The following is a 24060-nucleotide window of genomic DNA, read 5'->3' as shown; positions in this document are numbered from 1 at the left end:
TTTTCCTACATTTCGTAGAGATTTAGTCTACTGACGGTTGAACAATAGGCACGCTGTGATCATAGATATCCATCATCTTCGGATCCCTATGCCCACTCGCTTCCTGCTTATCCGCCCGGGTACCAGCGGTGTCAGTGATACCCCGCCGTTTCAGATCATGCAGGGCGAACCGCTGCTCCGGGGTAATGAAATCGTCAGCAAGCGCCAGGGTGATGAACCGCTGCCAGGCCGTGTCGAGGCTGGACTTGCGAAGTGGGCCGCCATGGCTGGCCACGATGATGTTTCGCCGTGACGGAGCAGTCGGTATAGCCGTTTTGCGTTTGGCCCACACCTTGGCCCGATAGGCTTTCGCGTTGTCCCAGGCTTTACGCAGCCTGGGTGTCCATCGAACAATATTGTCCCGACTGCCTTTTCGGCGATTGGTCAGAATGCCTTCTTCCAGCTCATTCTCATCGGTCAGGGTAATGACCTCTATACCGCGCAGCCGACACAGGTAGGCCAGCTCCATGACGTAGCCGAGGTATTCAGGGCAGCCGCCTTTCTCATTGCGCGTGAGTAGACCACGCGCAATGGCCCGGTCTATCAGCGCATCCATGACTTTGTGATTCGGCAGGCGGCGCTGCTTTCTCTCAATCGGCGCCTCGATACCAAGGGCAGGATTCACCTCAAGAAAACCACGATTACGTCCCCACTGCAGCACACGGCGCAGGTAGCGCAGCGCGTGTGCAGCCTTGGACGGTGTCCCTTCGTCCGCAAGCCGATCAATGACTCGCTGCACCAGGGCGGAAGTGAACTTGCGCACTGCCAGGTCACCCAGTGGCTTGCCCAGCTTGGTGGGAATGGCCAGTAGCACATCGCGGGAGTAGCGGTAATCGTCGTGGGTTTTGGGCTTGAGCTTCTTGTAACGATCACTCTCGTGGAACTGCTCACACACGTAGCGGAGCGTCCCACGGTCGACATTGGACATCTCGTCCACGATCCGGTGAAGCTCCGCGAGCGAGACATCCGCCGGGGCCACATTCTTGCGACGTTGTTTGCCCGTTTCATCGTAATGAAGGGTGTACCAGACCCCACTGCCGCGATGGTCGAAGTACATGGTAGCGGGGAGGGCGGCCTGGTCGATATGGGCTGGGATATGGGGATTGTGCTTACGCTTCCTTGCCCGCCTCATAGTATGTCCACCCCGTACTGATCAGCGCTAACGGGAGTGACACCGCCAGCCTGGTTGATCAAGTCGATGGTCGTCCATGGACCGGTTCGTCCCCGGAATATCCGAACTCCTTGATCGGTCAGTGACCGTTCGACATCAGACCGGCGCTGATAGCCGGTGATGCGCTGCAAGTCGGTGAACACCAGCACATTGTCTGATCGAGAGCTCATTGTTTGCCCTCTGAATGACACCCCGCCTCATACCCAGCATCCCAAAGTTTTCGCATACCCATGTACCCCCTCTGCTCACTAGCAGGTTGTCATTGCCCCCTCGATCAGAGGGGTGATTTGTCCGCACTCCGAGCAGGTCTTCCCGGTCACCAGCCACAGCGCGTATTTCTCAAAACGCGGATGGGTCGTGACCTTCAGCAACTCGACCGAACTGACCGACTTGCTGCGCCCGTACTCGTAGCTTTTCAACGTCTCCAACTTGATGCCCGTCAGCTCGCCGAACTCTGTCTGGGTCAACCGTTCGGTGTGACGTATCTCCTTGAGCTTGCTGCCCAGGTCCATATTCACCTCTTGACAACGTGTATTGCAATACATAGATTGTGTATGAATGTACACATTAGCTGCACATACATACACGGAGCTTACCAAATGCAGATCTGTATCGACACGCCCTATACCACCGTGCGGGAGCTCGCGCGTCGCTCTGGTCAGTCTGAGCGTGCCATCCGCCACGACATCCAGCTCGGGCGCATCCTGATCAGGGAAAAAGGCGACGGGTCCAAACAGGCCGTTCTGGTCAACATGATCGCCCTGCTGGCCGAAGCCGCCGCCCAGGCCGAGCGCGTCAACACCACTGACGGTTTGCGTTAAGGGGCCGGCATGAAACCCAAACACGATCAGAAACACTTCGACGAGCTCTACCGCACGGACGTCCTGAACGCCCTGGAGCAAGACCCCCAGCTCGACTTCGAAGACATCGGCAAGAAGTACCTGCAAAAAGGCAAATGCCCGAATTGCGGCCAGCGCCGGCTATTCATCAGCCGGGAAAAACCCTACGTGCTGAAATGCAATCGCGAGTCCGAATGCCAGTTCGAAGAGAAGACCCACGAGCGTTACCACTACCTGTTCGAAAACCTCAGTGAGCGTTTCCCCGCCACCAACGAAGAACCCAACGCCACGGCCGACGCCTACCTGCAGCGCAACCGCGGATTCGACATCCAGCGCCTGAAAGGCTGGTACGAACAAGGCCGGCGCAAGCTCGCCGATGGCACCTGGGCGGACACCGTGCGCTTCCCCCTGTGCAACGGCTACTGGGAACGCCTTATCGACACCGCCGCGGTCAAAGCCAATGACGGCATCAAGGCCGGTATCAAACACGGCATGTCCTACAAGGCCAACGGTTGGATGCCCAAGGGCACGACCTTCGACAACAACGACCGGGTCTACATCGTCGAAGGCATCTTCCACGCCATCGCCCTGCACCTGGCCGGGTTCAAGGCCATAGCCGCGATCAGTTGCGTCAACTTCCCGTGGGACATCATCGAGGCCCACAAGGGCAAGCTGATCACCTGGGTCATCGCCCTGGACGACGACGCGGCCGGACACAAATACATCCCCAAATACCTGAGCCAACTGCGCGAGATGCACGAAATCGGCTGGGTCGCCCTGGCCGGCGAACGCGACTGGGACGATGTCTACCGCGACCGCCAACTGACCGCTGACTTCATGCAAGAGGCCTGCTATCGAGGGCGCCTGTTCACCGCCGAGAGCACTGCCAAACTGGCGTACCTGCTCTACCTGCGCCGGCCGGTGGCTTTCTACCTGATGGAGTTCCGCAATCGCCTCTACTCCGCCCGTGTTAACCAGGCCGAACTGGGCAAAGACCTGGGAGACGACAAGGTCGAGGGCAACCGCGAGCTCTTCACGCGGCACCTGAAAATCAAACAGGTCGCGAACTGCATCCCTGACCTAGAGTATCTGGAAAAGGACATCGTGACGGGCGAACAGCGCTACTTCTTCGACTTCCGCTTCCCGGACAAAAGCCGCAGTTGCAAAGCGCCCCTGGCCCCCAGCTCGATCACCGACCCACGCGGCTTCGCCCGCTCACTGCTTGAACACACCCCAGGCGGCAACTTCGAAGGCGGCGAAAGCGTCCTGGCCATGCTCAAAGCCAAATGGCTCAACGACGAATCCCGCGCCGTGCGCACCGTCCGCAGCCTGCCGTTCGTGGGCTATGACGACACCAGCGGCATCTACTGCTTTCCCGGCTACGGCTACTACCAAGGCCGCGAACTGCCGGTCAACAAACACGGCTTCATAGAGGTCGGCAGCGACGGGGTTAAAACCACCCTCAGCACCTTTGTGATGGACAAGGGCCGGGACTTCGACCCGGAATGGTTCCCGGACTTCCTCGCCGTCAACGGCCTGAACGGGCTGGCCGTCCTGTCCTGGTGGACCGCCTCTTTCTTTGTCCAGCAGATCGGTGTCCGCCAGGGCTCATTCGCCGTGCTCGAATTCACCGGCGATCCCGGCGCGGGGAAAACCACTTTGCTGCGTTTCCTCTGGCGGCTGGCCGGGCGCGCCAACGAAGAAGGCACCCGCCCCAGCGGCACGGGCGCGAGTGCCGTGGGCCTCTCCCGCGCCTTCGCCGAAGTGAGCAACCTGCCTGTGGTGCTGATCGAATCGGACCGCGAATACACCGACGCCCAGGGCCGAAAAGTCATTGTGCAGTTCAACTTCGACGACTACAAAAACCTGTTCGACTACCACGCAAAACTGCGCGTAACAGGCGCCAAAACCACCGGCAACGAAACGCGCACCACTCTATGGCGCGGGGCCCTGGCCATCTCACAAAACGCCAGTGTCGACGCCTCCATAGCCTTCCTGTCGCGGATCGTTCACCTGCATGCCAGCAAGGAGCACCACTCCCTGGCCCTCAAGCCTTTGGCCGATCGACTCAAAGCCTTGGACGCCCGATACCTGGGCGGCTACCTGCGCCGTTGCCTGTCATTCGAACAAGGCTGGCTCGACCGCTACTTCGACGTTTTCCCCCGCTTCGAACAACGCATGCAATCGGTCGGGGCCATTACCGACGCCCGGATCACCATGACCCATGCCCAGGTCCTGGCCGCCGCCTACGCCACACAAGCGCTGTTCCCGGCCTGGACCGATGCCGACACCGAACAACTCGCCAAACACTTGGAAGTGCGGGCCATCGACCGACAACAACGCTGCCGCTTGGAACACCCGGACGCCGCTGCGTTCTGGCAGATCTACCAGTACCTCAACGAGCGCCGGGTCAGCATCACCGACGCCCACGGCACCCGCGAGGAAATTCACGAAACCCTCAATCACAGCAGCGACCGCGGCGTCATCGCCATCAACATCGAACACTTTCAGGAGGCCTGTCGCAAAGCTGGCCAGGAGGTACTGACGCGGGTGCAACTCCAGCGCGCCCTGCCAAAGAGCACGACCTACACCTTCATGGAAAGCCGGAAGACCTACTCCCGGATCGAACGCCGCACCATCAACTGCTGGCTGTTCAAGAAACATCGATAACTAACTGACTGGAAAGCGTTTTTCATCCAAGGGGATCGGCTGCCTGCGATTTGACCCAGAGCCTGTGTGTGGTGCCCTTTTCCATCTGTAATTTTTGAACTAAGAGGTAAATATCAAATGAATACAGCTACTTATGAAATCTCACTACTGGAAGTTCAGCGTCCGACACTGAACCACTTTTCATTCCAGCCACATTCCATTACTTCCCGCCTGATTGAATGCCGCTACGGGCCTTTAAACACAGGGGCTCCAGGACTTTATCCACACCTCAATAGTTCAGCACATTCCACCCCCGCTGAACGACCGATAGTCGCACGCGAAACGGCACAGAACAAGGCCAAACGGCCCTCCCATCCGGCCATGGTTCAAAAATTCCAGACGCCAAGAGCCCGCCCGCGAATGACCTCCGCGCCAGCACGACGATGACCGAACTTTCGGAACAGGAAGCCTTTCGCCGCGATTGCCTTGCCCGCCACCTGCTGACCCGGTGGAGCCGACAGGAAATCGTCGACTGGCTCAACGACCCGAAGCAAAAAACCGCTTTGCGTGAAGACATGCGGACGCGGCTCAACACCCAGCGACATCAACTTTCTCAATCACGAAACAAGGAGCAACACCCATGACCAACAACCTCAACGGCCTGCCCAAGTCCCTCGTCGAAATAATCATTTACCGCGAACTACGGCCTTTCATCGTCGTGGCAGGTGAATACGCCCTGAACCGCCTGGTGCACGTCGCGCAGCAGGACTTCGGGCAGAGCCGCATCGTCGGTCGCTTCCTGCTCGGTCTTTACGACGGCGACAGCTACCCGTTCGACCTGACCGAACTGCGTCTATTGGACCTGGCGTTGTTCCAGGACTGCATGAGCGTCCTGTCCATGGACTACCAGCCGGAAGTTGAAGTCCATCAGCGCGTGGAGAACGGCCAATCGATCTGGACCCAACTGGTGAAGCGCTGGGCGCCGGTGGTAACGCACTGATGGACATCTTCTACAGCATCAACGGCGACGCCGAGCGCATCACGCTGCCCGACCATTACTACGACGTCTGCACCCCGACGAACCTGGCGGAACTGGTCACCAGCTTCTACTGGCGCCAGCGTCCTCTGGACCCGCCGAGAAGGGTCTGCACCGTTCACCTGAAACGGGTCGACGGCATCGACATGGGAATGTTTGAAGTCGTGCGCAACCTGCGCCCGATCTACACGGCGAGCCCCAAGCGGGAAGCCTGAAAGGATGGGGCTGAGGGGGAGAGCTTGCCGGCAACCCCCTCGGCATCCGTATCAACCACGGAGCAACACACCGATGAACCCTGAACAGCACGACCCTTTTGAGCCACACACGTCCACGGTCCTGATGCATTACCGCCTGATGCGCAGGCCCCGACCCGATTCTACGGACCCGTACTCCCCCGGACAAATGCCGCGCGAGGTCTTTGTATCCGTCCGGATCGTCAGGCAGGTGCCACGCGACAACGCCCTGCTGGGCCTCGCTTATGAGCGGTTGCAACAGGCACTGGTTGCCCTGAGCCAAACGCCTCAGCCGGTCCAACTCGTCCAGTTCCCCCTTGGCCAGCGCCCCCGATTTTTCCAACAACAAGGTGATGCGGCGGCTTACCGCCGTCAGCGGTTCCTCATCGGACAGCAGGTCATCCCATCCGCCTTTCTCGATCCAGTAGTAGACGATACGGACGTTGGACAGCTTGAGCTGGGCCTGGATTTCTCGCGGCTTGCAGCGCCGTAAATAGAGGCGTTTGGCAGTCTCTTTGATTTCGATTGAGTAGGGCATGGAGCGCAGTTTATGCAGCGAAAACCCGCGAAACCCGCTCAAAAACCCCGAAAAAATCCTACTTATCACTTATAGGAGAAACGCGCAGTAGAACCGTTTGTTCACGGTCTTTCAGGTGCCTATCGTGACGGCAACTGCATACCCAACCGAGCAAACACCCTTATGACCCGCGCCCTTGTCACCGATTGGAAACGCGTTGCCACCAGCGGCAAGACCGCCGATGGCCGCACCCTCGATGCCCAGGACCTGCGCGACATGGCGACCCACTACAACCCGAACCATTACACCGCCGTCATCTGGTACGAACACATTCGCTACCTGGGGAATTTCGGTACTGTCGCCGCCCTCAAGTGCCGAGACCTGGCTGACGGCCGCGTCGGCCTGTTTGCCCAACTCAAGCCCAACGACCGCTTGCTCCAGCTCAACAAGGAAGCGCAGAAGCTCTTCACCAGCATCGAGATCCGCCCCAACTTTGCCGACAGCGGCAAACCCTACCTGGCGGGCCTCGCGATCACCGACCAGCCCGCCAGCCTCGGCACCGACGCCCTGCATTTCTCGCGCAGGGCCGGTGACGGCAACCATTTCGGCGCCCCCGAACCGCTGGACGACCTGTCGGCGAGCGATCCCGACGACACCCGCGTCATGGCCTTCTTCTCCCGGCTGTTTAGCCAGTTGAACCGTAAAGACGCGCCTGAACCCCCTCACGACGAGACCCCCTCCATGGAACCGAAATCGGTCGAGGCCTTTACCGCCGCAGTGGAAAAACTCGGCAACGCGGCAGCAAGCCTCGAAAAAAGCGCCGCGACCTTTGCCGCGCAACCGGACAAACCCGCTCCCACCGAACCATCCGCCGCGCTCCAGTCCGAGGAATACAAAAGCCTCAAGAGCACGCTGGACGCGCTGACCGAGACCTTCAACAAGGCACTGAACCAGGGCGCGGGCCAAGAGATCCCGCCCACCACCGGCGCTGTCGATGACCCGCAAGAGGAGGTCTACTGATGAGCCTGAGCGCTAAAGCCCGGCAGCGTTATTACGCCCTGCAAGCCGCCGTTGCCCGGACCTACGGTGTTCGCTGCGCCCAGGAAGAGTTCAATATTGAACCGACCATGGCGCAGACCCTGAACGACAAGATCACCTTGAGTTCGGCCTTTCTCCAGCGCATCAACATCGTCCCGGTCAGGGAGCTTCGCGGACAGAAAGTCATCCTCGGCTTGAGCGGCCCCTCGACCGGGCGCACCGACGTGACCCGAGCCGATCGGGTGCCGAAGAACCTGCTCGACCTGAACGGCCAGGAATACGAACTGTTCGACACCCAAAGCGATGTCGCCCTGCCGTTCGCCACCATCGACGCCTGGGCCAAGTTCCCTGACTTTGCCCAGCGCTACAGCAAAGCGGTGCATACCGGCATGGGCCTGGACCGAATCATGATCGGCTGGCACGGCACCCACGCGGCCGCCGACACCAATCCGGTGGCCCACCCCATGCTTCAGGACGTGAACAAAGGCTGGCTTCAACTGGTGCGCGAACAGGCGCCGGAGCAGATCCTGACCGAGGGCGCCACGCCTGGCAAAATCCAGATCGGCGGCACGGGGGATTACCCGAACTTGGACGCCCTGGTGCACGACGTGTCGCTCATGATCGATGAGGTGTTTCGCGGCAGCGGTGATCTGGTCGCCCTGATCGGTCGAGATCTGCTGTCCCATGAGAAGGGCAAGCTCTACGCCGCCCAAGGCCGCACCCCCACGGAAAAAGAACGTCTCGAAATGGCCCAGGTCATCGCCACCTACGGCGGTCTGCCTTGCTACAGCTGCCCGTTCTTCCCGCCCAAGGGCGTGGTCGTCACCAGTTTCAACAACCTGTCGATCTACTTTCAGGACACCTCCTGGCGCCGCCACCTGCTGGAAAACCCAAGGCGCTCGCGGACTGAGGACTACAACAGCCGCAACGAAGGTTACGTCGTCGAGCAATTGGGGAAATTCGCCGGCATCGAAGCGGACAACGTCGAGTTTGTTCCCGACACGTTGCCCGAAGCCCCCCCGGAAGGGGGAGATGCGGCATGAGTCTGGCCCTCAAACATAAACAACGGATCCTCGACCAAGGGCCCGTCGCCAACGACCAGCCCTACACCCCGACCCAAGCCCTGGCCGGCCCGGCCAATGCGCGAAAGCACCTGGCCCTGATGAACAGCGCCATGGCCGAGGATCTGGCGCGCTTGTCGGACCTCAACGCCCTGGACGCCCGCCAGCGTCTCAAGCGCGACGAGCTGCTGCCCAAATACCGGGAGTACGTGCAGCGTTATCGGGATTCGGGCCTGAACCACCCAAACCCGATCCTGATGCAAGTCCTGATCTGGCTGTTCGACACCGAGCAGTTCGAGGAGGGCCTGGAGCTGGCCGACTTCGCCATGCAACAGAAACAGCCAATGCCCGAACGCTTTCGGCGCGATATCCCGACCTTCGTCGCCGACACGGTGATCGAGTGGGCCGACGCTGAATACAAGGCTCATCGCAGCCCCGAACCCTACCTGTCACGGCTGCTCCCCCGCGTCGATGGCGAATGGCAGTTGTTCGAAAAGATCCCGGCGCGCTACCACAAGTTGCTCGGTTGTATCGCCATGGACCGGGAGCAGTGGAGCGAGGCTATCGCCCACTTTGAGCGCGCCGTGACCTTGTATCCCGGCATCCAGGTAAAGACCCGGCTGGATGACGCCACCAAGGCCCTGCTCCGGCAAGCAAGCCAATAAGCGACTTACCCCCCGCAGCGGGGGCCTGCCGAGGCCCTGGCATCCGCCAACGACCGCAAGCAGTTACCCCCGTTTTTTTATTTCGAACGAGCGCACCGCCATGAGCTTTTCCGGCAAACCCACCCACCTGATCGACCACCCGATCCCCAACGACGGCTTCTGGCCGAACCTCGACGTGGCCGAGTTTCAGCGCAGCTATCGGCTGCCGGCGGAGTACCTGCTGGAACTGCTGGTGGATGGCATCACCGCTGCCATGCACGAAGTGAACAGCGACCTGGCCAAACGTAAGGCCGAATGGCAGCGCGTCGATATCCATCAGGTATCCCGTGCCGATCCGATGGTACTGCCCGAGCGTCATTTCTACGTGGCCAGCTACAAGCGCGCCGTGTACTGCCGGGCCAAGTCCTTTCTATTGAGCCAGTTCGCCACGGTGAACCGTCGAGAGTCGGCGCAGAACCTGGCTAAAGAAGCGCCCGATACCGCCGAGCAGTTCCTGGCGTTCAGTCAGCAGGCCGTACGCCTGATTCAGGGCCGCAGTCGTATCACCTCGGAGCTGATCTGATGCACAAGCTCCGCGCCCTGACCGAGTTCCTGATAGACCGTCGCCTGGTAGCCCCCGAACAGCTCGACAGCTGGGCCGAAGAGGTCAGCCTGCCGCTGTTCTGGAAACCCACCGAGCAGGGGCTGCACATGGGGGATATGCGCTATCGCGCCGTCATCGTCATGGAGCGCTTTGGCGACAATCCTGCCCGACTGATGGCCCTGGTCGGGTCGTGGTTGGAGGTCAATGACCCGGATCGGGAAAGCAACGACCTGGCCGCCCCCACCTTTGAGATTGACCAGCTCGACCCGGACCTGGCCGACATCGAGCTGCAACTGGACTTTATCGAACCCCAACACCTCGCCGAGTCCGATGACGGCGAGATCGAGGCCTTCGGCAAGCGCTGGGCGTTCGTCCCATATGACCTGTGGATCGCCGAGCACGGGAGCGTGAGCCATGCCAACGCCCATGCTTGATTTCGATATCCGCGGCCTGTTGGATGCCCGGGCGCAACTCCAACTGCTGGACCTGCCCGCCACCAAACGCCGCCGCGTGCTGAATACCGCCAGCAAACGCCTACGCACCCAAGACCGCAAGCGTATCCGCGACCAGCGCAACCTGGACGGAACGCCTTACGCCCGCCGCAAAAGTGGCGGTAACCGCAAGATGCTGCGCGGCCTGGGCAAAGGCCTGCAAGTGGTTGGCCTGAATGCCCAACAGGCCGTGTTGGGTTGGAAAAGCCGTCGTGTATCGCGGGTAGCCAACGAACATCAGCAAGGTCGGTCGCAAACCATGGCCGCTGCGCGTCTGCGCCGCTGGAACAAAACCCCTCAGTATCAGGACCACGCCACACGCCCCCAGGCCCGCGCCTTGCTCAAGGCCGGTTACCGGGTTCGCCAGGACAAGCGCTGGAAGCGTCCCACCCAAGCCTGGGTCATGGAAAACCTCAAGACCGGCCAAGCCGGCCTGATCCTCTCGCGGCTGCTGGGCGATCCGAAAAAACAGAGCTGGAAGATCGATCTGCCTGCCCGAATCGTTCTCGGCGCCAACGCTCAGGACGTGCGCGACATCCTGCAGATCGTCCTGGCACAAACCCTCAACGCCCCCCGATAGCGAGGCCTTTCCATGGCTCAAGGCAAAGTCAGCGTCAACAATCTGAACCTGGGACAAGGCCCAGTGACGGAGATTGAGCGCTATTTCCTGTTCATCGGCCCGGCGCCGAAGAACGTCGGCAGGCTGCTGGCCCTGAACACCGACAGCGACCTGGACGCCCAACTGGGTGTGGACGACTCCGACCTGAAAACTCAGGTCACGGCGGCTCGCCTCAACGGCGGCAATCGCTGGGCGTGCACGGCCATTCCCCTGGCGGCCGACGGCAATTGGGCCGACGCGCTGGAAAAGTCACAGACTGAAAACATCTCGGTCGAGGCTGTGGTGATCAGCAAACCCATCACTGCTGCCACCGAACTGACCGCCCTGCACGCGGCGGCCGTGGAGCTCAATAACCGTTACGGTCGCCGCGTCTTTGTGATGGCGGCCAGTGCCGGTATTGCGGCGGCCACCCAGGAATGGACCGACTACCTGACGGAGCAGCGCGCCTTGACCAACGGTGTTGCGGCCCCACGCGTGGTGCTCGTCCCGCAACTGCACGGCAATGACCTGGGCGTACTGGCCGGGCGTCTGGCGACGGCAGAGGTCAGCATTGCTGACAGCCCCATGCGCGTGGCGACCGGTGCCCTGATCGGCCTGGGCCCAACGCCCGCGGACAAGGAAAAACAGCCGCTACCGTCCTCGGTCCTGGCCGAGCTGGATAAAGCGCGCCTGTCGGTCCCGCAAACTTATCCGGACTATCCCGGGGTGTTTTGGGGTGACGCCAACCTGCTGGATGCCCCGGGCAGCGACTTTACCGTGATCGAAAACCTGCGTGTCGTCGACAAGGCAGCCCGACGCATCCGGCTTTTGCTGATTCGCCTGGTGGCTGATCGCAAGGTCAACAGCACGCCCAACAGCATGGCCAGCACCAAACTCAAGCTGATGCGACCGCTGCGCGAAATGGCCCGCGCCGTGACCTTTGCCGGCGAACAGTTTCCCGGAGATATCGAGCCCCCCAAGGAAGGCGACGTGGTGTTGCAGTGGAAGAACCGCACCACCATCGAGATCTTTTTCAAGGTCCGGCCCTTCAACTGCCCCAAGGACCTGACCGCCAATATTGCCCTGGACCTGTCTGCCGGCGAGGAGGAATAACCCATGGCCCGAATCAGCGGCATGAACTTCGACGTGAACCTGGGCGACCTGCAGGTGCATATCGAAAAAACCACCCTCGACATCACCGACAACAGCGCCGTAGCTCAGACCCGAGGCGTGCCCGATGGGCATGTAGATGGCGACGTTGCAGCCAGCGGAGAGTTCGAGCTCGACAGCGCCAACTTCTCGTTGCTGATCGAGGCCGCCGGCCGCGTCGGATCGTTCCGCAAGCTGGAACCCTTCGACGTGTTGTTCTTCGCCAAGACCGCTACCGACGAACTGCGCGTCGAGGCCTTCGGCTGTCGGCTGAAAATTTCCAGCTTGCTGGACATCGACCCCAAGGGCGGACAGAAGACGCTCCACAAGGTGCCGTTCGATGTCACCAGTCCGGACTTTATCCGTATCAACGGAGTGCCCTATCTGGATGCCAGTGAAACCGAGGGGCTGCGATGAACGACGGCAAAAAAACAGCCACCGGGAGCGGTGGCTGCTGGTGGAGATTGCATTTCATGCGTGTGGTAGGTCACCCAACCGCGGTATGCGCCACTTCAATTAAGGGGGCGTGCGATGGGGTGAAGACGAACCTTCAAGCAGGGCATCCACCACGGCCCGCGCTATTTCTACCGAGTGAAGCATGCCCCAGAACAGCGACCGCTCCACCGGATTCGTATGCAGGCTGATTTCGTCTCCATTCAGTTCGGCGACTTCGAGCAATTTCGACACGTAGGTCAGCGCGTCCTGGGCTTGGACGCCTGGTTGGATGGCAAAAATCGTAGGTTTGAAAGGGTCATCGTAATCGATGGTTTTAGAGAGGGTTAGACCGAGGGTATCGATCAAGCGAGCCGCATCCGGCCGCATTGATTTCACAGAACCGTTGGAAACGGCAGGCGGATCGGGGGTGATTTTTTTAACCATTGTGGAACTCCAACTTTTAGCTAAGAAGGGCTCTCCACACTCGCTGCGATACAAGGGTGGCGAACTGTACGCAGGTTCGCAGACCGGAAAGTTGGCAACCGGCAGGCATAAGCCTCCTACGCACAGCCCGCCATAACGCGGACATAAAAAAACCGCATACGCGGCGCTGTGCGCCAACCAACCGGGCTGCGAAACCCGCATCGCTGAATTTGCAGCGACAACAGGAATGTAGACCCAGCAGCAAGCGCACACAACATTCTCCCACGTCCAAAACGCGTAGGAAATATGAGTTTTTTTGGAAAGCTATTTCTCCTCATTTCGAGGCATAGGCGGGCAAGGGAAACCACTCACCCCTCTGTCCGAAAACGATGACATTAACCGGAGTAGAGAAGCCTCTATGAACGAGCACCGCGACATCACCCTGGCGATCGGCGAGCAGGATTTCATTTTCACCCTGGCCCCTCAGGACGTGACCAAGTACTTCAATGCCGTCACCCCGAATAACAAAGTGGCACCGTCGAACAACCTGCTGACCAACACCGTCAAGGCGGATCAGCGCGAGGCGCTACGCCCCTTCCTACGCAATCCCATGACGACCCTGCAACTGGCTGGCTTGCTCTTGGAGGAATACGCCCCGGACATCGAGGTGGTCGTAAAAAAGCCATCGCACGCGCAGACCGACTGAATGAGGACAGCCTGGGCCAACTGATGGCCCTGACTGAACGCTGGCTACCCGGCGCGGCGCCCACCGCCGACAACCTGGGCACCGCCAAATGGCTGGAAGACAACTATTGGAATCGCATGGAAATCGCCGTGGCCAACGGGATTGCCAGGGCGTTGAAGGGATAAACCATGGCCGCGACAGCCACCAGCAAACTCGACTTTGTCCTGCGCCTGGTCGACCAGGTCAGCAAGCCGTTGAAGCTTGTCGATGCTTCTTTCAGCCAACTCGGCCAGCGCGGTCAGCAGGGCATCAAGCAGATGGGTCTGGGGCTGGCCGGCATGGTCGGCGCCGGTTACGCGCTCAAGCAGGCCATGGGCCCCGCCCTGGCCCAACAGGCCGCCCTGGGCGAAGTCCAGAGTCTGGGCGTGGCGGCGGATGCCCTGGACCTGCTTAATCAAAAATCTCTGGCGTTCAGCATCGCCTACGGCAACAACGCCAGCGCCTTTGTCAGCTCGGCCTATGACATCCAGAGCGCGATTGCCGGGCTGACTGGCACGCAACTGGCGACCTTCACCGAAGCCTCGAACGTACTGGCCAAGGCCACCAAGGCCGATGCCGCGACCATCACCGGCTACGTCGGCACCATGTACGGGATTTTCAAGCATCAGGCCGATGCCATGGGCAAAGCCCAGTGGGTCGAACAACTGACCGGCCAGACCGCCATGGCGGTACAGATGTTCAAGACCACCGGCCAGGGCATGAGCAGCGCCTTTTCGTCCCTCGGCGCAACGGCCACCAGCATGGGCATCAGCATGACCGAACAACTGGCGGTGCTCGGTACGCTGCAAACGACGATGAGTGGCAGCGAGTCCGGGACCAAGTACCAGGCGTTTCTGGCCGGCGTGTACGGCGCCCAGCAGAAGTTGGGGCTGTCCTTCACCGATAGCCAGGGCCGCATCCTGCCCCTGCTCAGCATCCTGGACAAACTCAAAGGCAAGTTCGGCGATACGCTGGATCTGGCCGAGATGAAACAGATCGAAAAGGCCTTTGGCAGCAAGGTAGCGTTGGGCTTTATCACCGGGATGATTGATCAAACCGCTGGCCTGAATAACAGCATCGACCAGCTCGGCAAGGTCAAGGGCATGGAAAAAGCCATCGAGATGGCCCAGGCGATTGCGGACCCGTGGGAGCGTTTCGGCGAGGCCGTCAACGCCGTGCGGATCATCTTCGGCCAGGCCCTGCTGCCCGTGCTCAATCCGCTGATGGAACGGCTGGCCGAGGGCGGTAATACGGTGCTGCGCTGGTCGAAGCTCTTCCCCAACCTGACCCGCATCATCGGCCTGAGCGCCTTGGCCGTGATGGGCCTCACGGCCGGGGTCGCGCTGATGACCTTTGTGTTCGGCGTCTGGCGCACGGCGACGGTGCCCGTGATCGTATTGCTCAAGCTGTGGAACCTGCTCAACCTGCACGGTGCACTGCGCCTACTTGGGCACATCGCGATGATTACCCTGTTCGTGGCCGGCCTCTCGTTGCTGTACACCTGGATGGGCATCGCACGCACCGGTATGTTGCTCTGGCAAGTCGCGATCTGGCTGGTCAACGCCGCGCTGTGGGCCAACCCGATTACCTGGATCATCGCCGGCATCATCGCGCTCGGCGCGTTGATCGTGGCCGCCGTCTACTACTGGGACGAATGGACCACGGCCCTGATGAACAGCGCCGCCTTCCAGTTTGTCAGCGAACAGCTCACAGCGCTCTCCGACTGGTTCGATTCCATGGGCGGCTGGTCAGGCATGGCCAAGGCGGCCTGGGACGGCATCGTCGCGATCTTTCACAGTGCCATCAACGGCCTGATCGCCCTGCTCAACAAGATCCCCGGCGTGGACATCAAAACCCAGTTCGGCGAGCTGCCGGCTGGGCCGAATCTCGACAGTCTGGCGGCGGCGCAGCGCGCCCAACAAACCATCAATGCCGCCATTCCCTCGCTTTCCCCCAACCGCGCCACGGCGGTACCGCCCGGCGGGCTTCTGACCAGCATCCAAAACAGCAACACACAGAACAAGGGCACCCATATCGAGCACCTGACCATCCAGAACAGCAAACCGATGACCAGCCACGAACTACAGGGAATGCTGGAGATGGCCGGATGAGTGAATACGTCGACCTGCTGATCAGCGACAACGACCTGGTGCTGGACCCGTCGAATCAGCCGGTGCTGGTCGACGACCGCGCCAGCATTGCGCAGGACATCGCCCACATGATCCGTGACAGCGGGTTGCTGGTGACGCTGGTTGCCGAGCGTGATCGTCTGCGCCAGCGCGATTGCATCCAGCAGATGGAACTGCTGGTGGAGGCTGACGAACGCCTGGTGCCGGGCACCGCACGGATTCACCCGACAGCGCCGGGGCAGTACCTGGTCACCGCCACCACCGTGAAATTCGGTCATCTCAAGGTGACGCTGTGAGCGATGTGGATTTTGAAGAGGCGCTGAAAGAGGCCGGTATCCCAATCACCGAGGCGACGCTGAAAGCTGCCTGGGAAAAGGAGATGGCGGACCAGGGCAGCAAGCTCAGCAACACCAGTGCCTTTTCACCGTTCTGGCGGATTGTCAGCGCTCTGGTGACCAAGCCGGTGCTGTGGCTGATCCGCTTTGTGATCGACACAGTGCTGCCGAACTTCTTTGTCAAAACCGCCGAGGACGCCTGGCTGGACATGCTGGCCTGGGCGGTGAACGTCGAGCGTAAAGCCGCCACCAAGGCCAAAGGCGAATTGCTGTTCACCCGGGGCAGCGCAGCCGGCGCACTGGAAGTGCCCCTTGGCACGCGGGTTCAGTCGGCGGCGATCAACGGCCACGTGTACGAGCTGAAAACCACGTTACCCGGCGTGTTCGCGGACGGCGAGGCTCAGTTGTCCATCCCGGTGGAGGCGATCGAGGCCGGTAGCGGTTTCAATCTGGCGCCCGGGTATTACGCCATTCTCCCAGTGCCGGTGCCGGGCATCGTCCAGGTCGTGAACGCCGAAGACTGGCTGGCCGAGCCTGGCGATGATGCCGAACACAACGACCAGTTGCGCCTGCGTACGCGCAATCAGTTCTCCGCCGTCAACCAGTACCACACCGATGCCGTCTACCGTGCCATGATCGCGTCCTTTCCGGGTGTTCGTCTGGACGGTGTGTACTTCGAGCACGGTGCCCCCCGGGGCCCGGGCAGCGCCAATGCACTGGTGTTGTTCGAGGCCGGCGTGCCGGCGGCGGAATACCTGGAAAGGATCAATGCGTACATTCGCGGCGGTGGCAACCACGGCCACGGTGACGACATGCTCGTGATGGTGATGCCTGAAACCTTGCACAACATCACGTTGACGCTATGGCCCCGGCCAAATCTGGACGCAGAACAACGGACTCGCTTGCAGATCGAAGTCGAACAGTTCATTCGCGCCGCCTTCCGCGAAAGCACCGCCAGCGACTACCAGCCGACCCTGACCTACCCGCAATCGCGCTTTTCATTCAGTCGCCTGGGCGAGGAGCTGCACGAACAGTTCCCTCGCATCGAGTCCCTGCACTTCGAGAACACCGACATTATTTCCGACCTGAACATTCCCCGGATCGAAAGCCTGGAGGTGCTGCTCGATGCTTAAGCTCGATCTGCCTTTTTGGCTCAACGCGGGGGAGCTGGCTAAGCTCAAATCCGGCGCCCAAGCCTGGTGGACAAAGGTCGAGGGCTGGTTGCAGTGGCCCCTAATGCAGATGGATGCCGAACAGTGCCACCTGAACATTCTGGATCTGCTGGCTTGGCAGCGGGACATCACCCGCTTTCGCGGTGAGCCCGAATCGCTGTACCGCCTGCGCGTGAAGTTCGCCTTTATCAACTCGGTGGATGCTGGTTCCACCGCCGGTCTGATGCGGGTTCTGCACCGCCTGGGCGTCGGCTACGTCGAGATTGAGGAGCGGCTGCCTGATCGGGATTGGGACGTGGTGTTGCTCAAGCTCAGTGATTCGCAGCTGTCCGATAACCCCGAGTTGCTGCGCGTGATCGTGCAGCAGTACGGGCGCACCTGCCGACGCTATGACTTCGTGACCATCACCCCCGTCACCCTGCTGTTGGCAGCGGTCGACTTCAACGACGACCAGCAAACGCTGATCGCCACGCTGTAGGAGAGCCCCATGGGCGCCGCGATTACCCTGGCAGGCGAACGCCTGATTGCCGAGAAACAGGCCGCTGGTGAAGTGCTGGACGTGAGGCGTTTCGTCCTCGCCCTGGTGCCCGATCTCGATCCGGAGCAGCCGGTAGACCGAGAGGCGGACAAGCCGCCGCCCGAGCAAATCGTATTCACCGCGCCGTACACGCAGAAAGGGTTCGTGAACCCCAACCAGGTCGCGTACAGCCTGATGATGGGCAGTGATATCGGTGACTTCGACTGGAACTGGTTGGGCCTGGAAACGGAAGAGGACGTGCTGCTGACCGTGGCCTATGTGCCCGTCCAGGAAAAGCGCAAGAACATCCCACCGCATCAGATCGGCAACAACGTCACCCGCAATATCCTGGTGGCCTTCGACGGCGCCCAGGAGCTGACGGCCATTCATATCGACGCCAGTACCTGGCAACACGATTTCACCGTACGCCTGGCCGGCATCGATGAGCGCGAGCGTCGAAGCAATCGCGAGTTGTTCGGCCGTGCCTGTTTCTTTGGCGAAGCCCTGGCGCTTGAACTGGTTGATGGCGCCTATCAGCTCAACCCCGGGCTGGCCTATGTCGAAGGTATCCGCCTCGAACAGCTCGATGTCCTACCCGTTGCTCCAGATGATTTGCCGACCACTGCGTGGCTGGATGTCGCCCTGCAGCGTGACCTCAATGACCGGGGCGCGACCTGGGCCGTGGTATTCAGCGACGACCTGCAGGACTACATCGACAGCGCCGGAGTGCGGCACTACTGCATTCCGATTGCTGATCTGCCTGACACCACCCGCGTGGTGGATCGTCGACCGGTCGAGCCCATCGATGGGCCTCTGCTCCAGCACTTCGCCGCCCGGATCGGCGACTATCCGGCACTGCGCGCCCGGGCCACCACCAAAGGTGACGTGGGCCTGGACCAGTTGCCGAATGCCAAAAGCGACGACCCGGAGACGAACAGCAGCGAGATCCTGGCGACCACGGCTGCGCTGAACAATCTCAATCAGCAGATCAGTGACGCCCTGGTGGGGATGGTCGCGGCGTTCGACATGGAGACCGCGCCGCCGGGCTGGCTTAAGCGTAACGGTTCAGAGGTGTCGCGCACGGCCTACGCCAAGTTGTTCAGGGTGATTGGTACCCGTTACGGCGCTGGCGACGGCAGCACCACGTTCAACATCGGGGACAGTCGAGGGCTATTCAGCCGCGGGCTCGATGACGGACGGGGGCTGGACCCGGACAGGGTGTTGGGCAGCCTTCAGCTATACCAGAACGCCGAACACGACCATCTCGCCTCATCGGATGACGCCGGCCGACACACCCATATCAGCTCTGCCACGCCTGATGGGGGCCATACCCACAGTGGGAGCGTGTCTGCTGCCGGTGAACACTCTCACGGACTTCACATGGGCTACACCAACTCCGACCAAGGCAACTTCGGCGGCGGTACAGGCTTTTATGGCACGCAATACACCCAGGTGTCCGGTGCCCATACCCATGATCTGAACATTATTCCGGTCCCTGTCCACACTCATACGATCCTGATCACCCACGATGGAGAACACAGCCACCCCATCCGAGTTGAAGCCTCGGGTGGAAATGAGGCGCGCCCGATCAACGAAGCACTGCTGGTCTGTATCAAGTATTGAGGGTGTCTATGAACAGTCAAACCGTCTACCAAACCAATCATCTCGGGCTGTACGTTGGGCCGGTTGAGGCCGATGAGTCGCCCCTGGAACCGGGGGTGTTTTTAATTCCGGGTGGCTGCGTGCGGGTCCCGCCGCCGACGGATATCCCCGAGTTCAAAGCCGCTCTCTGGAATGGCAAGGCCTGGCAACTGGTGGAGTACTTCGATGGGCTGATTGTCTACAACACGGCCACCCGCGAGCCAATGACGCTTACAGGTGTTGGCCCGATTCCCAACGGCTACACCCTCAGGAAGCCCGAGCCTGGGCAGATCTGGAAAAACGGTCGCTGGGTCGATGATCTGGAAACAATGCTGGCCAAGCTCTATGAACAGAAACTCGCCTCGATCAATGAAGGTTGTGGCCGTTACATCGAGTCGGGGTTTGCCTCCGAAGCCTTGGGCGAGCACCACCGCTACGACAGTTCGCTGGAAGATCAGGTGAATCTGACCGGGTTGGTGTGGGCGTACATGGAAGCGCTGTATCCGGCCTATGGCAGCGACGGGAAAAAGGTGTTTCTGACCCATAGCGCCGAACAGTTGGATCAAGTAGCCCAGGATCTGCTGACGTTCAAACAGCGGGCTTTGCTGCAGGTGGAAAGCCTCAAACAGGCCTTGGCCCAGACCCTGGCTGACAAGGATCTGGCCGCCATGAAAGCCATTGAATGGAGCCCGCCAGCATGACCTGGGCGCCCGTGGCCCTGCGCTGGCCCGCCGAATCCACGCAATGGATGGAGGGCCTGGGGCCGGCCAAGGATCTGGCCGGCACCGAATTGGTCAGCACCGCGCTTCGCCTGGCCGATCTGGACGGGTTGGCCACCACCAACCCGGGGCCGGTGGGAGAGGCTGCCGAAGCGGCGGTGGCGGCGGGTCGGCTCGCGATGGCCGAGCAGTTGGGCCAGGCACCTGCGTGTCTGGCCGTGACGCCATTTCAAAGCGGGATCGGCCAGGGGCGCGGAAACCAGCGGTTTCTGTCGGCGCCTAATTTGCTGCAACAGCTCGCCGACAAGCTGCTGGACGAGGACGCCCGGCGACTGGCTGGCGATCAATACGCCCTGGCGCTGATGTTCCTTTCAACCCGCTATGAACAGCTGGCCGAGACACTGGCGCGCTTCAATGTGTTGATGCCGGTACCGGACTTGGTCCGCAGCGAGCGGCGGGCCCGACACCTGTCGCGCCTCGATGCGGAAAAGTGGGAATTGCCCAGTGCCGGCACGCTCCCGCGCTGGGGAACCCTGCCTCTGGAGCGCTGCACGATTACCAAGGCGGCGAAACAGTCACTGTCGGGGCAACTGGCGGTGCTGGAGAGCTACGCGGACAGCTCGCCACTGTCCGACCTGGGCAAGCTGGCGACTCGCAAAGCGGCCCAGAGCGCGGCCCGTGATCAGCAGTTGAAAGACCTGCAAGACCAGTTAGCCAACCCCAGCCCGGACAGCGGCATGGTCGTACGCCAGGTGGGCCCCGGCAATACCGCCGAATTGCGGCGCGCCTTGCTTGCCGGCACGGCGCCGGGGCATGAATGGGTGCTGTGTGCCGGCTTGGTCCTGGTCGGCCCTCGGGAAGGGCTGGGCTTTGTCCAGGAGCTGGTGGGCCTATGACGCTGCTGCTCGACGGTCAGAAGGTCAACGGTAAGTCGTTCAGGGTGACCGCCAACCTGCGTATCGACACTGCGGACATGTCCGGGCAGACCAGCAACACCGACAGCTCGCACAAGGGCTTCAAGCCCAAGGCGCTGACGATCACGCTGATGATCCCATTCCGGGATCAAGACCATTTGACCGAACTGATGCAATTGGCCGAGGCCACCGCCGACGGTGGTCAGCTCAAGACCTATCGCGTGGTCAATGACACGGCTCAGGCTTTCGGCCTGCGCCAGGTGCAGTTCAGCGATAACGTCAGCGTGCGCGAGGACGACACCCTGTCGGCTTGGCGGGTGCAATTCACCCTGAGTGAAAAACTGTCCAATCCGGAACGGGTGGAGTCACGTCGGACCGATAACCCGGTACAGCAGCAAGGCGGCACCGGTAACGGCGTGGCCGATCCATCGACGGACAGCGAGGCCGGGGCCCCGGAACTGAGTCGCTTCGAAAAGATGCTGAAACGGGTCGATGACTACCTGGCGCCACCGTCATGAAACTGCACAAAGTCCTGAGCGTGAACGGGCAGCCGTTCGATCTGATCAGCGATGACGTGCGCCTGGACCTGCGCAGTCCCGGCCGGGCCAGCTTTACCCTGAAGGCCGACGCCCCTTTGCGTGGTCTGGTGACGCTTGATATCGGCTACAACGAACGCCCGCTGCAACGGCACTTCCTGGGTTACATCGAACGCTGCACCGCGGCCAACAGTCGGGAACAGCTGTTGCTTTGCAGGGAGGCGGCGGCGGTCCTGACCTTCCCGCTGCCCCTGGCTCTGCGTCACGTGAACTTGAGCGAGGTGCTGGTCGCTATCAGTCAGCAGACCGGCCTGCGCTTCCGGGTGCCCGAGGCCGACTATGCGCGGGTCAAGACGCCTTACTTCTACTCCCTGGCGGCTGGCATTCAGGCCATGGACAGCCTGGCGCAGATGTTCGGCATTCCCGACTTTATCTGGCAGCAACAGGGGGACGGCGAGGTGTACGTGGGTAGTTGGGCCGACAGCTACTGGGGTGCCCGACCGCCGCTGCAACTGCCGGTCGAACTGTTCGACCAGTACCAGGGCAACCAGAGCGCCACGGTGACGGCCATTCCCGGCCTGCGCCCCGGGGCATCCATCAATCAGGGCCAGCGCATCACCGCGATGACGCTGGCCGGTACCGAGATGGCCATCCAATGGAAGAGGCAGTAACACGTATTGTTGAGCGGCGCTTTCCGGAGCTGACCGGCTCCTATCACTTGCCCCGCTTTGCCCGCGTGGTGGCTGTCGCTGACCCACCGGCCAGTAGCGGGCTGTGCGACGATTTCCGGCCGCGCTATGCGGTGGACCTGGAAGTGCTGACCCCGGACGGCGAGCCCGACCCGGAAATGCCTCTCCTACCGGGCGTTGTTCTGCCGCTGATGGGTGCCGGCGAGGAAACCGGATTCTTCGGGTTTCCCGGGGAGGGAACCACGGTCGTGATCAGCTTCGCCTACGGGCTGCCGAACAAGCCATTCATCCAGCAAATCCTGCCCCACGGCCTGAGCCTGCCACGGTTGCCGAAAGGCGATCAGCTCTGGCAACACAGCGAAGCCGTGCAACAACGCGCCGATGCCGAGGGCAACTGGTTGCGCCAGACCGATGCGCGTATCACCGACCGGGCCAGCGAGCGCGAGGTGGAGGCCTTGGAGAATGCCGAGCGGTACCAGAGCAGCAACATCGAGGTCGATGATCACAGCCGTGAGTCCGTGGGTGGGGTAAAGACGATCGAGGCGTTGGGGGCACTCAAGCTGCTGTCCGGTGGTTCCGGTAGCTTAGCGGCGGTCGACGATCTGCACTTAGCCACCGGGCGCGACCTGAACCTGGTGGTGGGGCAAAAGCACAACGCCGTCGTGGGTGGGGATATGGTCGAGCAGATCAAGGGAGCGCGCCAGAGTTTGGCCGACTTGAGCCAGAGCCTAAAAGCACCCAAGACCTGGCTGGGTTCGGAAGGGGTCAACGTGCTGCAGGTGCTGGGGGATCTGATCGACCTGGTGGAGCAAATGAGCACGGCGCTCGCCGCTCACAAACACGGGCCGACACCGCCTCCAGACAACGCGGCCGAGTTCACCAGGGCCGCCGCGCAAGCCACCACGTTGTCAGCGAAGTTGAAGCCCATCACCGAATGACAGTCATTGAATGCGCAGAGACAATGACCAGCTTTATAGCTTGGCTCCGAATCAAATTAACCTATGTGTTAACTTTGTTAAGCCAACCTACACCGTTCGTCGGAAAACATTTTACCCTATAAGGTAAAATATAGGCAAAGTTGCCTAACTTCTGTTTACCGATATCGGTAAAGTATTTCGAGCAAAGCCCCAGTCTGTCGGGGGGGCTGATGACAGAAGGCCAAAATTCATATGCTCAATAACGGTAAAGCCCGCACGTGGCGGGCTTTACGACGGTTGCTTTGAGGCTGATTCCTTTCAGAAAGAGCTATGGTAGCATCCGCATGACCACCTGAAACTGTACATCTTTGAAGCTAGACACCTCGAAGCGTATGGCTATGGGGCCCCCTCGTCAACCAAGAAAGGCTATCAATATATGGCTTATTCGACGTTAGTTATACTTTTGCAATTGCAGGAGCATAACGTAAACTTTGTAAACTTTAAGTTTACAAAGTTTACAGGGGAGGCCGCAAAACCAGGTGGGAGACTCTGCGCTGTTCCTACTAGGAACGCAGACTTTACTAACCTTTGGAGCATTCGCTGATGAAGACATTCATTCGCAGGTACCTTCCTGAAGAACTGATCCGAGCGCTACAGACCGCCTATTGGTCTATACGCTTGATCAGGGCCATTCAGCAGCTCTAACGCAACATCGGCAGGGGCTTCGGCCCCTGCTTTTTGCTCCCATCTTGCTCCCCCGTTCCCGTCCCTCAGTGATTCTGCAACGAATCGGCAGCGAGGCCTGTCGGGTGATTCGGAAAAGCGGCATCCCAGCTGATC

The 24060-nt window shown here is 60.8% G+C and carries 29 protein-coding genes and 1 pseudogene; 24 read left to right on the top strand and 6 right to left on the bottom strand.

Going from position 1 to position 24060, the window contains the following annotated elements; translation table 11 throughout:
* Positions 1–22: 22 nt before the first annotated feature.
* From xerC to CWE01_RS28985, 3 genes are all read right to left on the bottom strand, one after another.
* Positions 23–1171 (bottom strand): tyrosine recombinase XerC, encoded by a 1149-nt coding sequence (xerC, locus tag CWE01_RS28995; RefSeq protein ID WP_100944001.1) that lies wholly within the window; start codon positions 1169–1171, stop codon positions 23–25.
* A complete protein-coding gene (locus CWE01_RS34005) occupies positions 1168–1380 on the bottom strand; it encodes a hypothetical protein (RefSeq protein WP_100944000.1) in 213 nt (70 codons plus the stop codon). Before CWE01_RS34005 ends, xerC begins: the two co-directional genes overlap by 4 nt.
* Before the next feature lie 78 nt (positions 1381–1458).
* Complete coding sequence (locus CWE01_RS28985) at positions 1459–1722, bottom strand: DNA-binding transcriptional regulator (RefSeq protein ID WP_100943999.1); 264 nt, start codon at positions 1720–1722, stop codon at positions 1459–1461.
* Positions 1723–1809: 87 nt separating this feature from the next.
* Here CWE01_RS28985 and CWE01_RS28980 point away from each other — a divergent pair, with 87 nt between their 5' ends.
* Positions 1810–2031: a hypothetical protein gene (locus CWE01_RS28980; protein ID WP_100943998.1), complete on the top strand. Its 222-nt coding sequence runs from the start codon at positions 1810–1812 to the stop codon at positions 2029–2031.
* A gap of 9 nt (positions 2032–2040) precedes the next feature.
* Positions 2041–4719, top strand: coding sequence for a toprim domain-containing protein (locus CWE01_RS28975; protein WP_100943997.1), 2679 nt, complete (start codon positions 2041–2043; stop codon positions 4717–4719).
* Between the two features lie 365 nt (positions 4720–5084).
* Here the strand turns inward: CWE01_RS28975 and CWE01_RS33445 are convergent, their stop codons facing one another.
* Complete coding sequence (locus tag CWE01_RS33445) at positions 5085–5303, bottom strand: hypothetical protein (RefSeq protein ID WP_157815303.1); 219 nt, start codon at positions 5301–5303, stop codon at positions 5085–5087.
* A gap of 35 nt (positions 5304–5338) precedes the next feature.
* Between CWE01_RS33445 and CWE01_RS28965 the strand changes: the two genes are divergently transcribed.
* Positions 5339–5698 (top strand): hypothetical protein, encoded by a 360-nt coding sequence (locus CWE01_RS28965; RefSeq protein ID WP_177410525.1) that lies wholly within the window; start codon positions 5339–5341, stop codon positions 5696–5698.
* Positions 5698–5949, top strand: coding sequence for a hypothetical protein (locus tag CWE01_RS34000; protein ID WP_256579431.1), 252 nt, complete (start codon positions 5698–5700; stop codon positions 5947–5949). The genes CWE01_RS28965 and CWE01_RS34000 overlap by 1 nt, the downstream gene beginning before the upstream one ends.
* A gap of 303 nt (positions 5950–6252) precedes the next feature.
* Here CWE01_RS34000 and CWE01_RS33995 read toward each other — a convergent pair.
* Positions 6253–6505: pseudogene (locus tag CWE01_RS33995) on the bottom strand (terminase); the annotation flags it as partial.
* Positions 6506–6667: 162 nt separating this feature from the next.
* On the opposite strand from CWE01_RS33995, the gene CWE01_RS28955 reads away from it, so the two are divergent.
* The 8 genes from CWE01_RS28955 to CWE01_RS28920 all read left to right on the top strand — a co-directional run bounded on the left by CWE01_RS28955 (position 6668) and on the right by CWE01_RS28920 (position 12486).
* Positions 6668–7504, top strand: a complete 837-nt coding sequence (locus CWE01_RS28955; protein WP_100943994.1) for a GPO family capsid scaffolding protein — start codon at positions 6668–6670, stop codon at positions 7502–7504.
* Positions 7504–8565, top strand: coding sequence for a phage major capsid protein, P2 family (locus CWE01_RS28950; RefSeq protein WP_100943993.1), 1062 nt, complete (start codon positions 7504–7506; stop codon positions 8563–8565). Before CWE01_RS28955 ends, CWE01_RS28950 begins: the two co-directional genes overlap by 1 nt.
* Positions 8562–9248, top strand: coding sequence for a phage terminase small subunit (gpM, locus tag CWE01_RS28945; protein ID WP_100943992.1), 687 nt, complete (start codon positions 8562–8564; stop codon positions 9246–9248). Before CWE01_RS28950 ends, gpM begins: the two co-directional genes overlap by 4 nt.
* 100 nt (positions 9249–9348) lie before the next feature.
* Positions 9349–9810, top strand: a complete 462-nt coding sequence (locus tag CWE01_RS28940) for a head completion/stabilization protein (protein ID WP_100943991.1) — start codon at positions 9349–9351, stop codon at positions 9808–9810.
* Positions 9810–10265 carry a phage tail protein gene (locus tag CWE01_RS28935; RefSeq protein ID WP_100943990.1) on the top strand — a complete coding sequence of 152 codons (456 nt, stop codon included), beginning with the start codon at positions 9810–9812 and terminating at the stop codon, positions 10263–10265. The genes CWE01_RS28940 and CWE01_RS28935 overlap by 1 nt, the downstream gene beginning before the upstream one ends.
* Complete coding sequence (locus tag CWE01_RS28930) at positions 10246–10902, top strand: phage virion morphogenesis protein (RefSeq protein ID WP_157815302.1); 657 nt, start codon at positions 10246–10248, stop codon at positions 10900–10902. Before CWE01_RS28935 ends, CWE01_RS28930 begins: the two co-directional genes overlap by 20 nt.
* 12 nt (positions 10903–10914) lie before the next feature.
* Positions 10915–12033, top strand: coding sequence for a DUF2586 domain-containing protein (locus tag CWE01_RS28925; protein ID WP_100943988.1), 1119 nt, complete (start codon positions 10915–10917; stop codon positions 12031–12033).
* 3 nt (positions 12034–12036) lie between these two features.
* On the top strand, positions 12037–12486 hold the full coding sequence (locus CWE01_RS28920) for a phage protein (RefSeq protein ID WP_100943987.1): 450 nt from the start codon (positions 12037–12039) through the stop codon (positions 12484–12486).
* Positions 12487–12585: 99 nt separating this feature from the next.
* On the opposite strand, the gene CWE01_RS28915 is transcribed toward CWE01_RS28920, so the two are convergent.
* On the bottom strand, positions 12586–12948 hold the full coding sequence (locus CWE01_RS28915) for a hypothetical protein (protein WP_100943986.1): 363 nt from the start codon (positions 12946–12948) through the stop codon (positions 12586–12588).
* A gap of 397 nt (positions 12949–13345) precedes the next feature.
* Here CWE01_RS28915 and CWE01_RS28910 point away from each other — a divergent pair, with 397 nt between their 5' ends.
* The 12 genes from CWE01_RS28910 to CWE01_RS28860 are packed head-to-tail and all read left to right on the top strand — an operon-like array spanning position 13346 to position 23241.
* Positions 13346–13633 (top strand): putative phage tail assembly chaperone, encoded by a 288-nt coding sequence (locus CWE01_RS28910; RefSeq protein ID WP_100943985.1) that lies wholly within the window; start codon positions 13346–13348, stop codon positions 13631–13633.
* A gap of 23 nt (positions 13634–13656) precedes the next feature.
* Positions 13657–13797 carry a hypothetical protein gene (locus CWE01_RS33645; protein ID WP_177410524.1) on the top strand — a complete coding sequence of 47 codons (141 nt, stop codon included), beginning with the start codon at positions 13657–13659 and terminating at the stop codon, positions 13795–13797.
* 3 nt (positions 13798–13800) lie between these two features.
* Positions 13801–15762 (top strand): phage tail tape measure protein, encoded by a 1962-nt coding sequence (locus CWE01_RS28905; protein WP_100943984.1) that lies wholly within the window; start codon positions 13801–13803, stop codon positions 15760–15762.
* Entirely contained in the window at positions 15759–16076 is a 318-nt protein-coding gene (locus CWE01_RS28900; RefSeq protein WP_100943983.1) for a DUF2590 family protein, read from the top strand. Before CWE01_RS28905 ends, CWE01_RS28900 begins: the two co-directional genes overlap by 4 nt.
* Complete coding sequence (locus CWE01_RS28895) at positions 16073–17248, top strand: baseplate J/gp47 family protein (RefSeq protein WP_100943982.1); 1176 nt, start codon at positions 16073–16075, stop codon at positions 17246–17248. Before CWE01_RS28900 ends, CWE01_RS28895 begins: the two co-directional genes overlap by 4 nt.
* Positions 17241–17765 (top strand): phage tail protein, encoded by a 525-nt coding sequence (locus CWE01_RS28890; RefSeq protein WP_100943981.1) that lies wholly within the window; start codon positions 17241–17243, stop codon positions 17763–17765. Before CWE01_RS28895 ends, CWE01_RS28890 begins: the two co-directional genes overlap by 8 nt.
* 9 nt (positions 17766–17774) lie before the next feature.
* Positions 17775–19427 carry a phage tail protein gene (locus CWE01_RS28885; RefSeq protein WP_100943980.1) on the top strand — a complete coding sequence of 551 codons (1653 nt, stop codon included), beginning with the start codon at positions 17775–17777 and terminating at the stop codon, positions 19425–19427.
* 8 nt (positions 19428–19435) lie between these two features.
* Positions 19436–20146, top strand: coding sequence for a hypothetical protein (locus CWE01_RS28880; RefSeq protein WP_100943979.1), 711 nt, complete (start codon positions 19436–19438; stop codon positions 20144–20146).
* Positions 20143–21060 carry a hypothetical protein gene (locus CWE01_RS28875; protein WP_100944063.1) on the top strand — a complete coding sequence of 306 codons (918 nt, stop codon included), beginning with the start codon at positions 20143–20145 and terminating at the stop codon, positions 21058–21060. The genes CWE01_RS28880 and CWE01_RS28875 overlap by 4 nt, the downstream gene beginning before the upstream one ends.
* Positions 21057–21596: a DNA-binding protein gene (locus CWE01_RS28870; RefSeq protein ID WP_100943978.1), complete on the top strand. Its 540-nt coding sequence runs from the start codon at positions 21057–21059 to the stop codon at positions 21594–21596. Before CWE01_RS28875 ends, CWE01_RS28870 begins: the two co-directional genes overlap by 4 nt.
* Entirely contained in the window at positions 21593–22285 is a 693-nt protein-coding gene (locus tag CWE01_RS28865; RefSeq protein ID WP_100943977.1) for a hypothetical protein, read from the top strand. Before CWE01_RS28870 ends, CWE01_RS28865 begins: the two co-directional genes overlap by 4 nt.
* Positions 22270–23241 (top strand): hypothetical protein, encoded by a 972-nt coding sequence (locus CWE01_RS28860; RefSeq protein ID WP_100943976.1) that lies wholly within the window; start codon positions 22270–22272, stop codon positions 23239–23241. The genes CWE01_RS28865 and CWE01_RS28860 overlap by 16 nt, the downstream gene beginning before the upstream one ends.
* Positions 23242–24060: the final 819 nt, after the last annotated feature.

This window comes from Pseudomonas sp. QS1027, assembly GCF_002814235.1.
In the GTDB taxonomy this organism is placed as follows: domain Bacteria; phylum Pseudomonadota; class Gammaproteobacteria; order Pseudomonadales; family Pseudomonadaceae; genus Aquipseudomonas.
This window is presented reverse-complemented; position numbering and strand designations above follow the sequence as displayed.

Excerpts from the sequence above, each read along its gene's own strand:
- CWE01_RS33645 (WP_177410524.1), top strand. The coding sequence starts at position 13,657 with ATGGCCCTGACTGAACGCTGGCTACCCGGCGCGGCGCCCACCGCCGAC.
- CWE01_RS28865 (WP_100943977.1), top strand. The coding sequence starts at position 21,593 with ATGAAACTGCACAAAGTCCTGAGCGTGAACGGGCAGCCGTTCGATCTG.
- CWE01_RS28930 (WP_157815302.1), top strand. The coding sequence starts at position 10,246 with ATGCCAACGCCCATGCTTGATTTCGATATCCGCGGCCTGTTGGATGCC.
- CWE01_RS28980 (WP_100943998.1), top strand. The coding sequence starts at position 1,810 with ATGCAGATCTGTATCGACACGCCCTATACCACCGTGCGGGAGCTCGCG.
- CWE01_RS28905 (WP_100943984.1), top strand. The coding sequence starts at position 13,801 with ATGGCCGCGACAGCCACCAGCAAACTCGACTTTGTCCTGCGCCTGGTC.
- CWE01_RS28955 (WP_100943994.1), top strand. The coding sequence starts at position 6,668 with ATGACCCGCGCCCTTGTCACCGATTGGAAACGCGTTGCCACCAGCGGC.
- CWE01_RS28920 (WP_100943987.1), top strand. The coding sequence starts at position 12,037 with ATGGCCCGAATCAGCGGCATGAACTTCGACGTGAACCTGGGCGACCTG.
- CWE01_RS28940 (WP_100943991.1), top strand. The coding sequence starts at position 9,349 with ATGAGCTTTTCCGGCAAACCCACCCACCTGATCGACCACCCGATCCCC.
- CWE01_RS28925 (WP_100943988.1), top strand. The coding sequence starts at position 10,915 with ATGGCTCAAGGCAAAGTCAGCGTCAACAATCTGAACCTGGGACAAGGC.
- CWE01_RS28900 (WP_100943983.1), top strand. The coding sequence starts at position 15,759 with ATGAGTGAATACGTCGACCTGCTGATCAGCGACAACGACCTGGTGCTG.
- CWE01_RS28935 (WP_100943990.1), top strand. The coding sequence starts at position 9,810 with ATGCACAAGCTCCGCGCCCTGACCGAGTTCCTGATAGACCGTCGCCTG.
- CWE01_RS34005 (WP_100944000.1), bottom strand. The coding sequence starts at position 1,380 with ATGAGCTCTCGATCAGACAATGTGCTGGTGTTCACCGACTTGCAGCGC.
- CWE01_RS28975 (WP_100943997.1), top strand. The coding sequence starts at position 2,041 with ATGAAACCCAAACACGATCAGAAACACTTCGACGAGCTCTACCGCACG.
- CWE01_RS28860 (WP_100943976.1), top strand. The coding sequence starts at position 22,270 with ATGGAAGAGGCAGTAACACGTATTGTTGAGCGGCGCTTTCCGGAGCTG.
- CWE01_RS28870 (WP_100943978.1), top strand. The coding sequence starts at position 21,057 with ATGACGCTGCTGCTCGACGGTCAGAAGGTCAACGGTAAGTCGTTCAGG.
- CWE01_RS28880 (WP_100943979.1), top strand. The coding sequence starts at position 19,436 with ATGAACAGTCAAACCGTCTACCAAACCAATCATCTCGGGCTGTACGTT.
- CWE01_RS28950 (WP_100943993.1), top strand. The coding sequence starts at position 7,504 with ATGAGCCTGAGCGCTAAAGCCCGGCAGCGTTATTACGCCCTGCAAGCC.
- CWE01_RS28910 (WP_100943985.1), top strand. The coding sequence starts at position 13,346 with ATGAACGAGCACCGCGACATCACCCTGGCGATCGGCGAGCAGGATTTC.
- CWE01_RS28915 (WP_100943986.1), bottom strand. The coding sequence starts at position 12,948 with ATGGTTAAAAAAATCACCCCCGATCCGCCTGCCGTTTCCAACGGTTCT.
- CWE01_RS28875 (WP_100944063.1), top strand. The coding sequence starts at position 20,143 with ATGACCTGGGCGCCCGTGGCCCTGCGCTGGCCCGCCGAATCCACGCAA.
- CWE01_RS28965 (WP_177410525.1), top strand. The coding sequence starts at position 5,339 with ATGACCAACAACCTCAACGGCCTGCCCAAGTCCCTCGTCGAAATAATC.
- CWE01_RS34000 (WP_256579431.1), top strand. The coding sequence starts at position 5,698 with ATGGACATCTTCTACAGCATCAACGGCGACGCCGAGCGCATCACGCTG.
- CWE01_RS28890 (WP_100943981.1), top strand. The coding sequence starts at position 17,241 with ATGCTTAAGCTCGATCTGCCTTTTTGGCTCAACGCGGGGGAGCTGGCT.
- xerC (WP_100944001.1), bottom strand. The coding sequence starts at position 1,171 with ATGAGGCGGGCAAGGAAGCGTAAGCACAATCCCCATATCCCAGCCCAT.
- CWE01_RS33445 (WP_157815303.1), bottom strand. The coding sequence starts at position 5,303 with ATGTCGCTGGGTGTTGAGCCGCGTCCGCATGTCTTCACGCAAAGCGGT.
- CWE01_RS28885 (WP_100943980.1), top strand. The coding sequence starts at position 17,775 with ATGGGCGCCGCGATTACCCTGGCAGGCGAACGCCTGATTGCCGAGAAA.
- CWE01_RS28985 (WP_100943999.1), bottom strand. The coding sequence starts at position 1,722 with ATGGACCTGGGCAGCAAGCTCAAGGAGATACGTCACACCGAACGGTTG.
- gpM (WP_100943992.1), top strand. The coding sequence starts at position 8,562 with ATGAGTCTGGCCCTCAAACATAAACAACGGATCCTCGACCAAGGGCCC.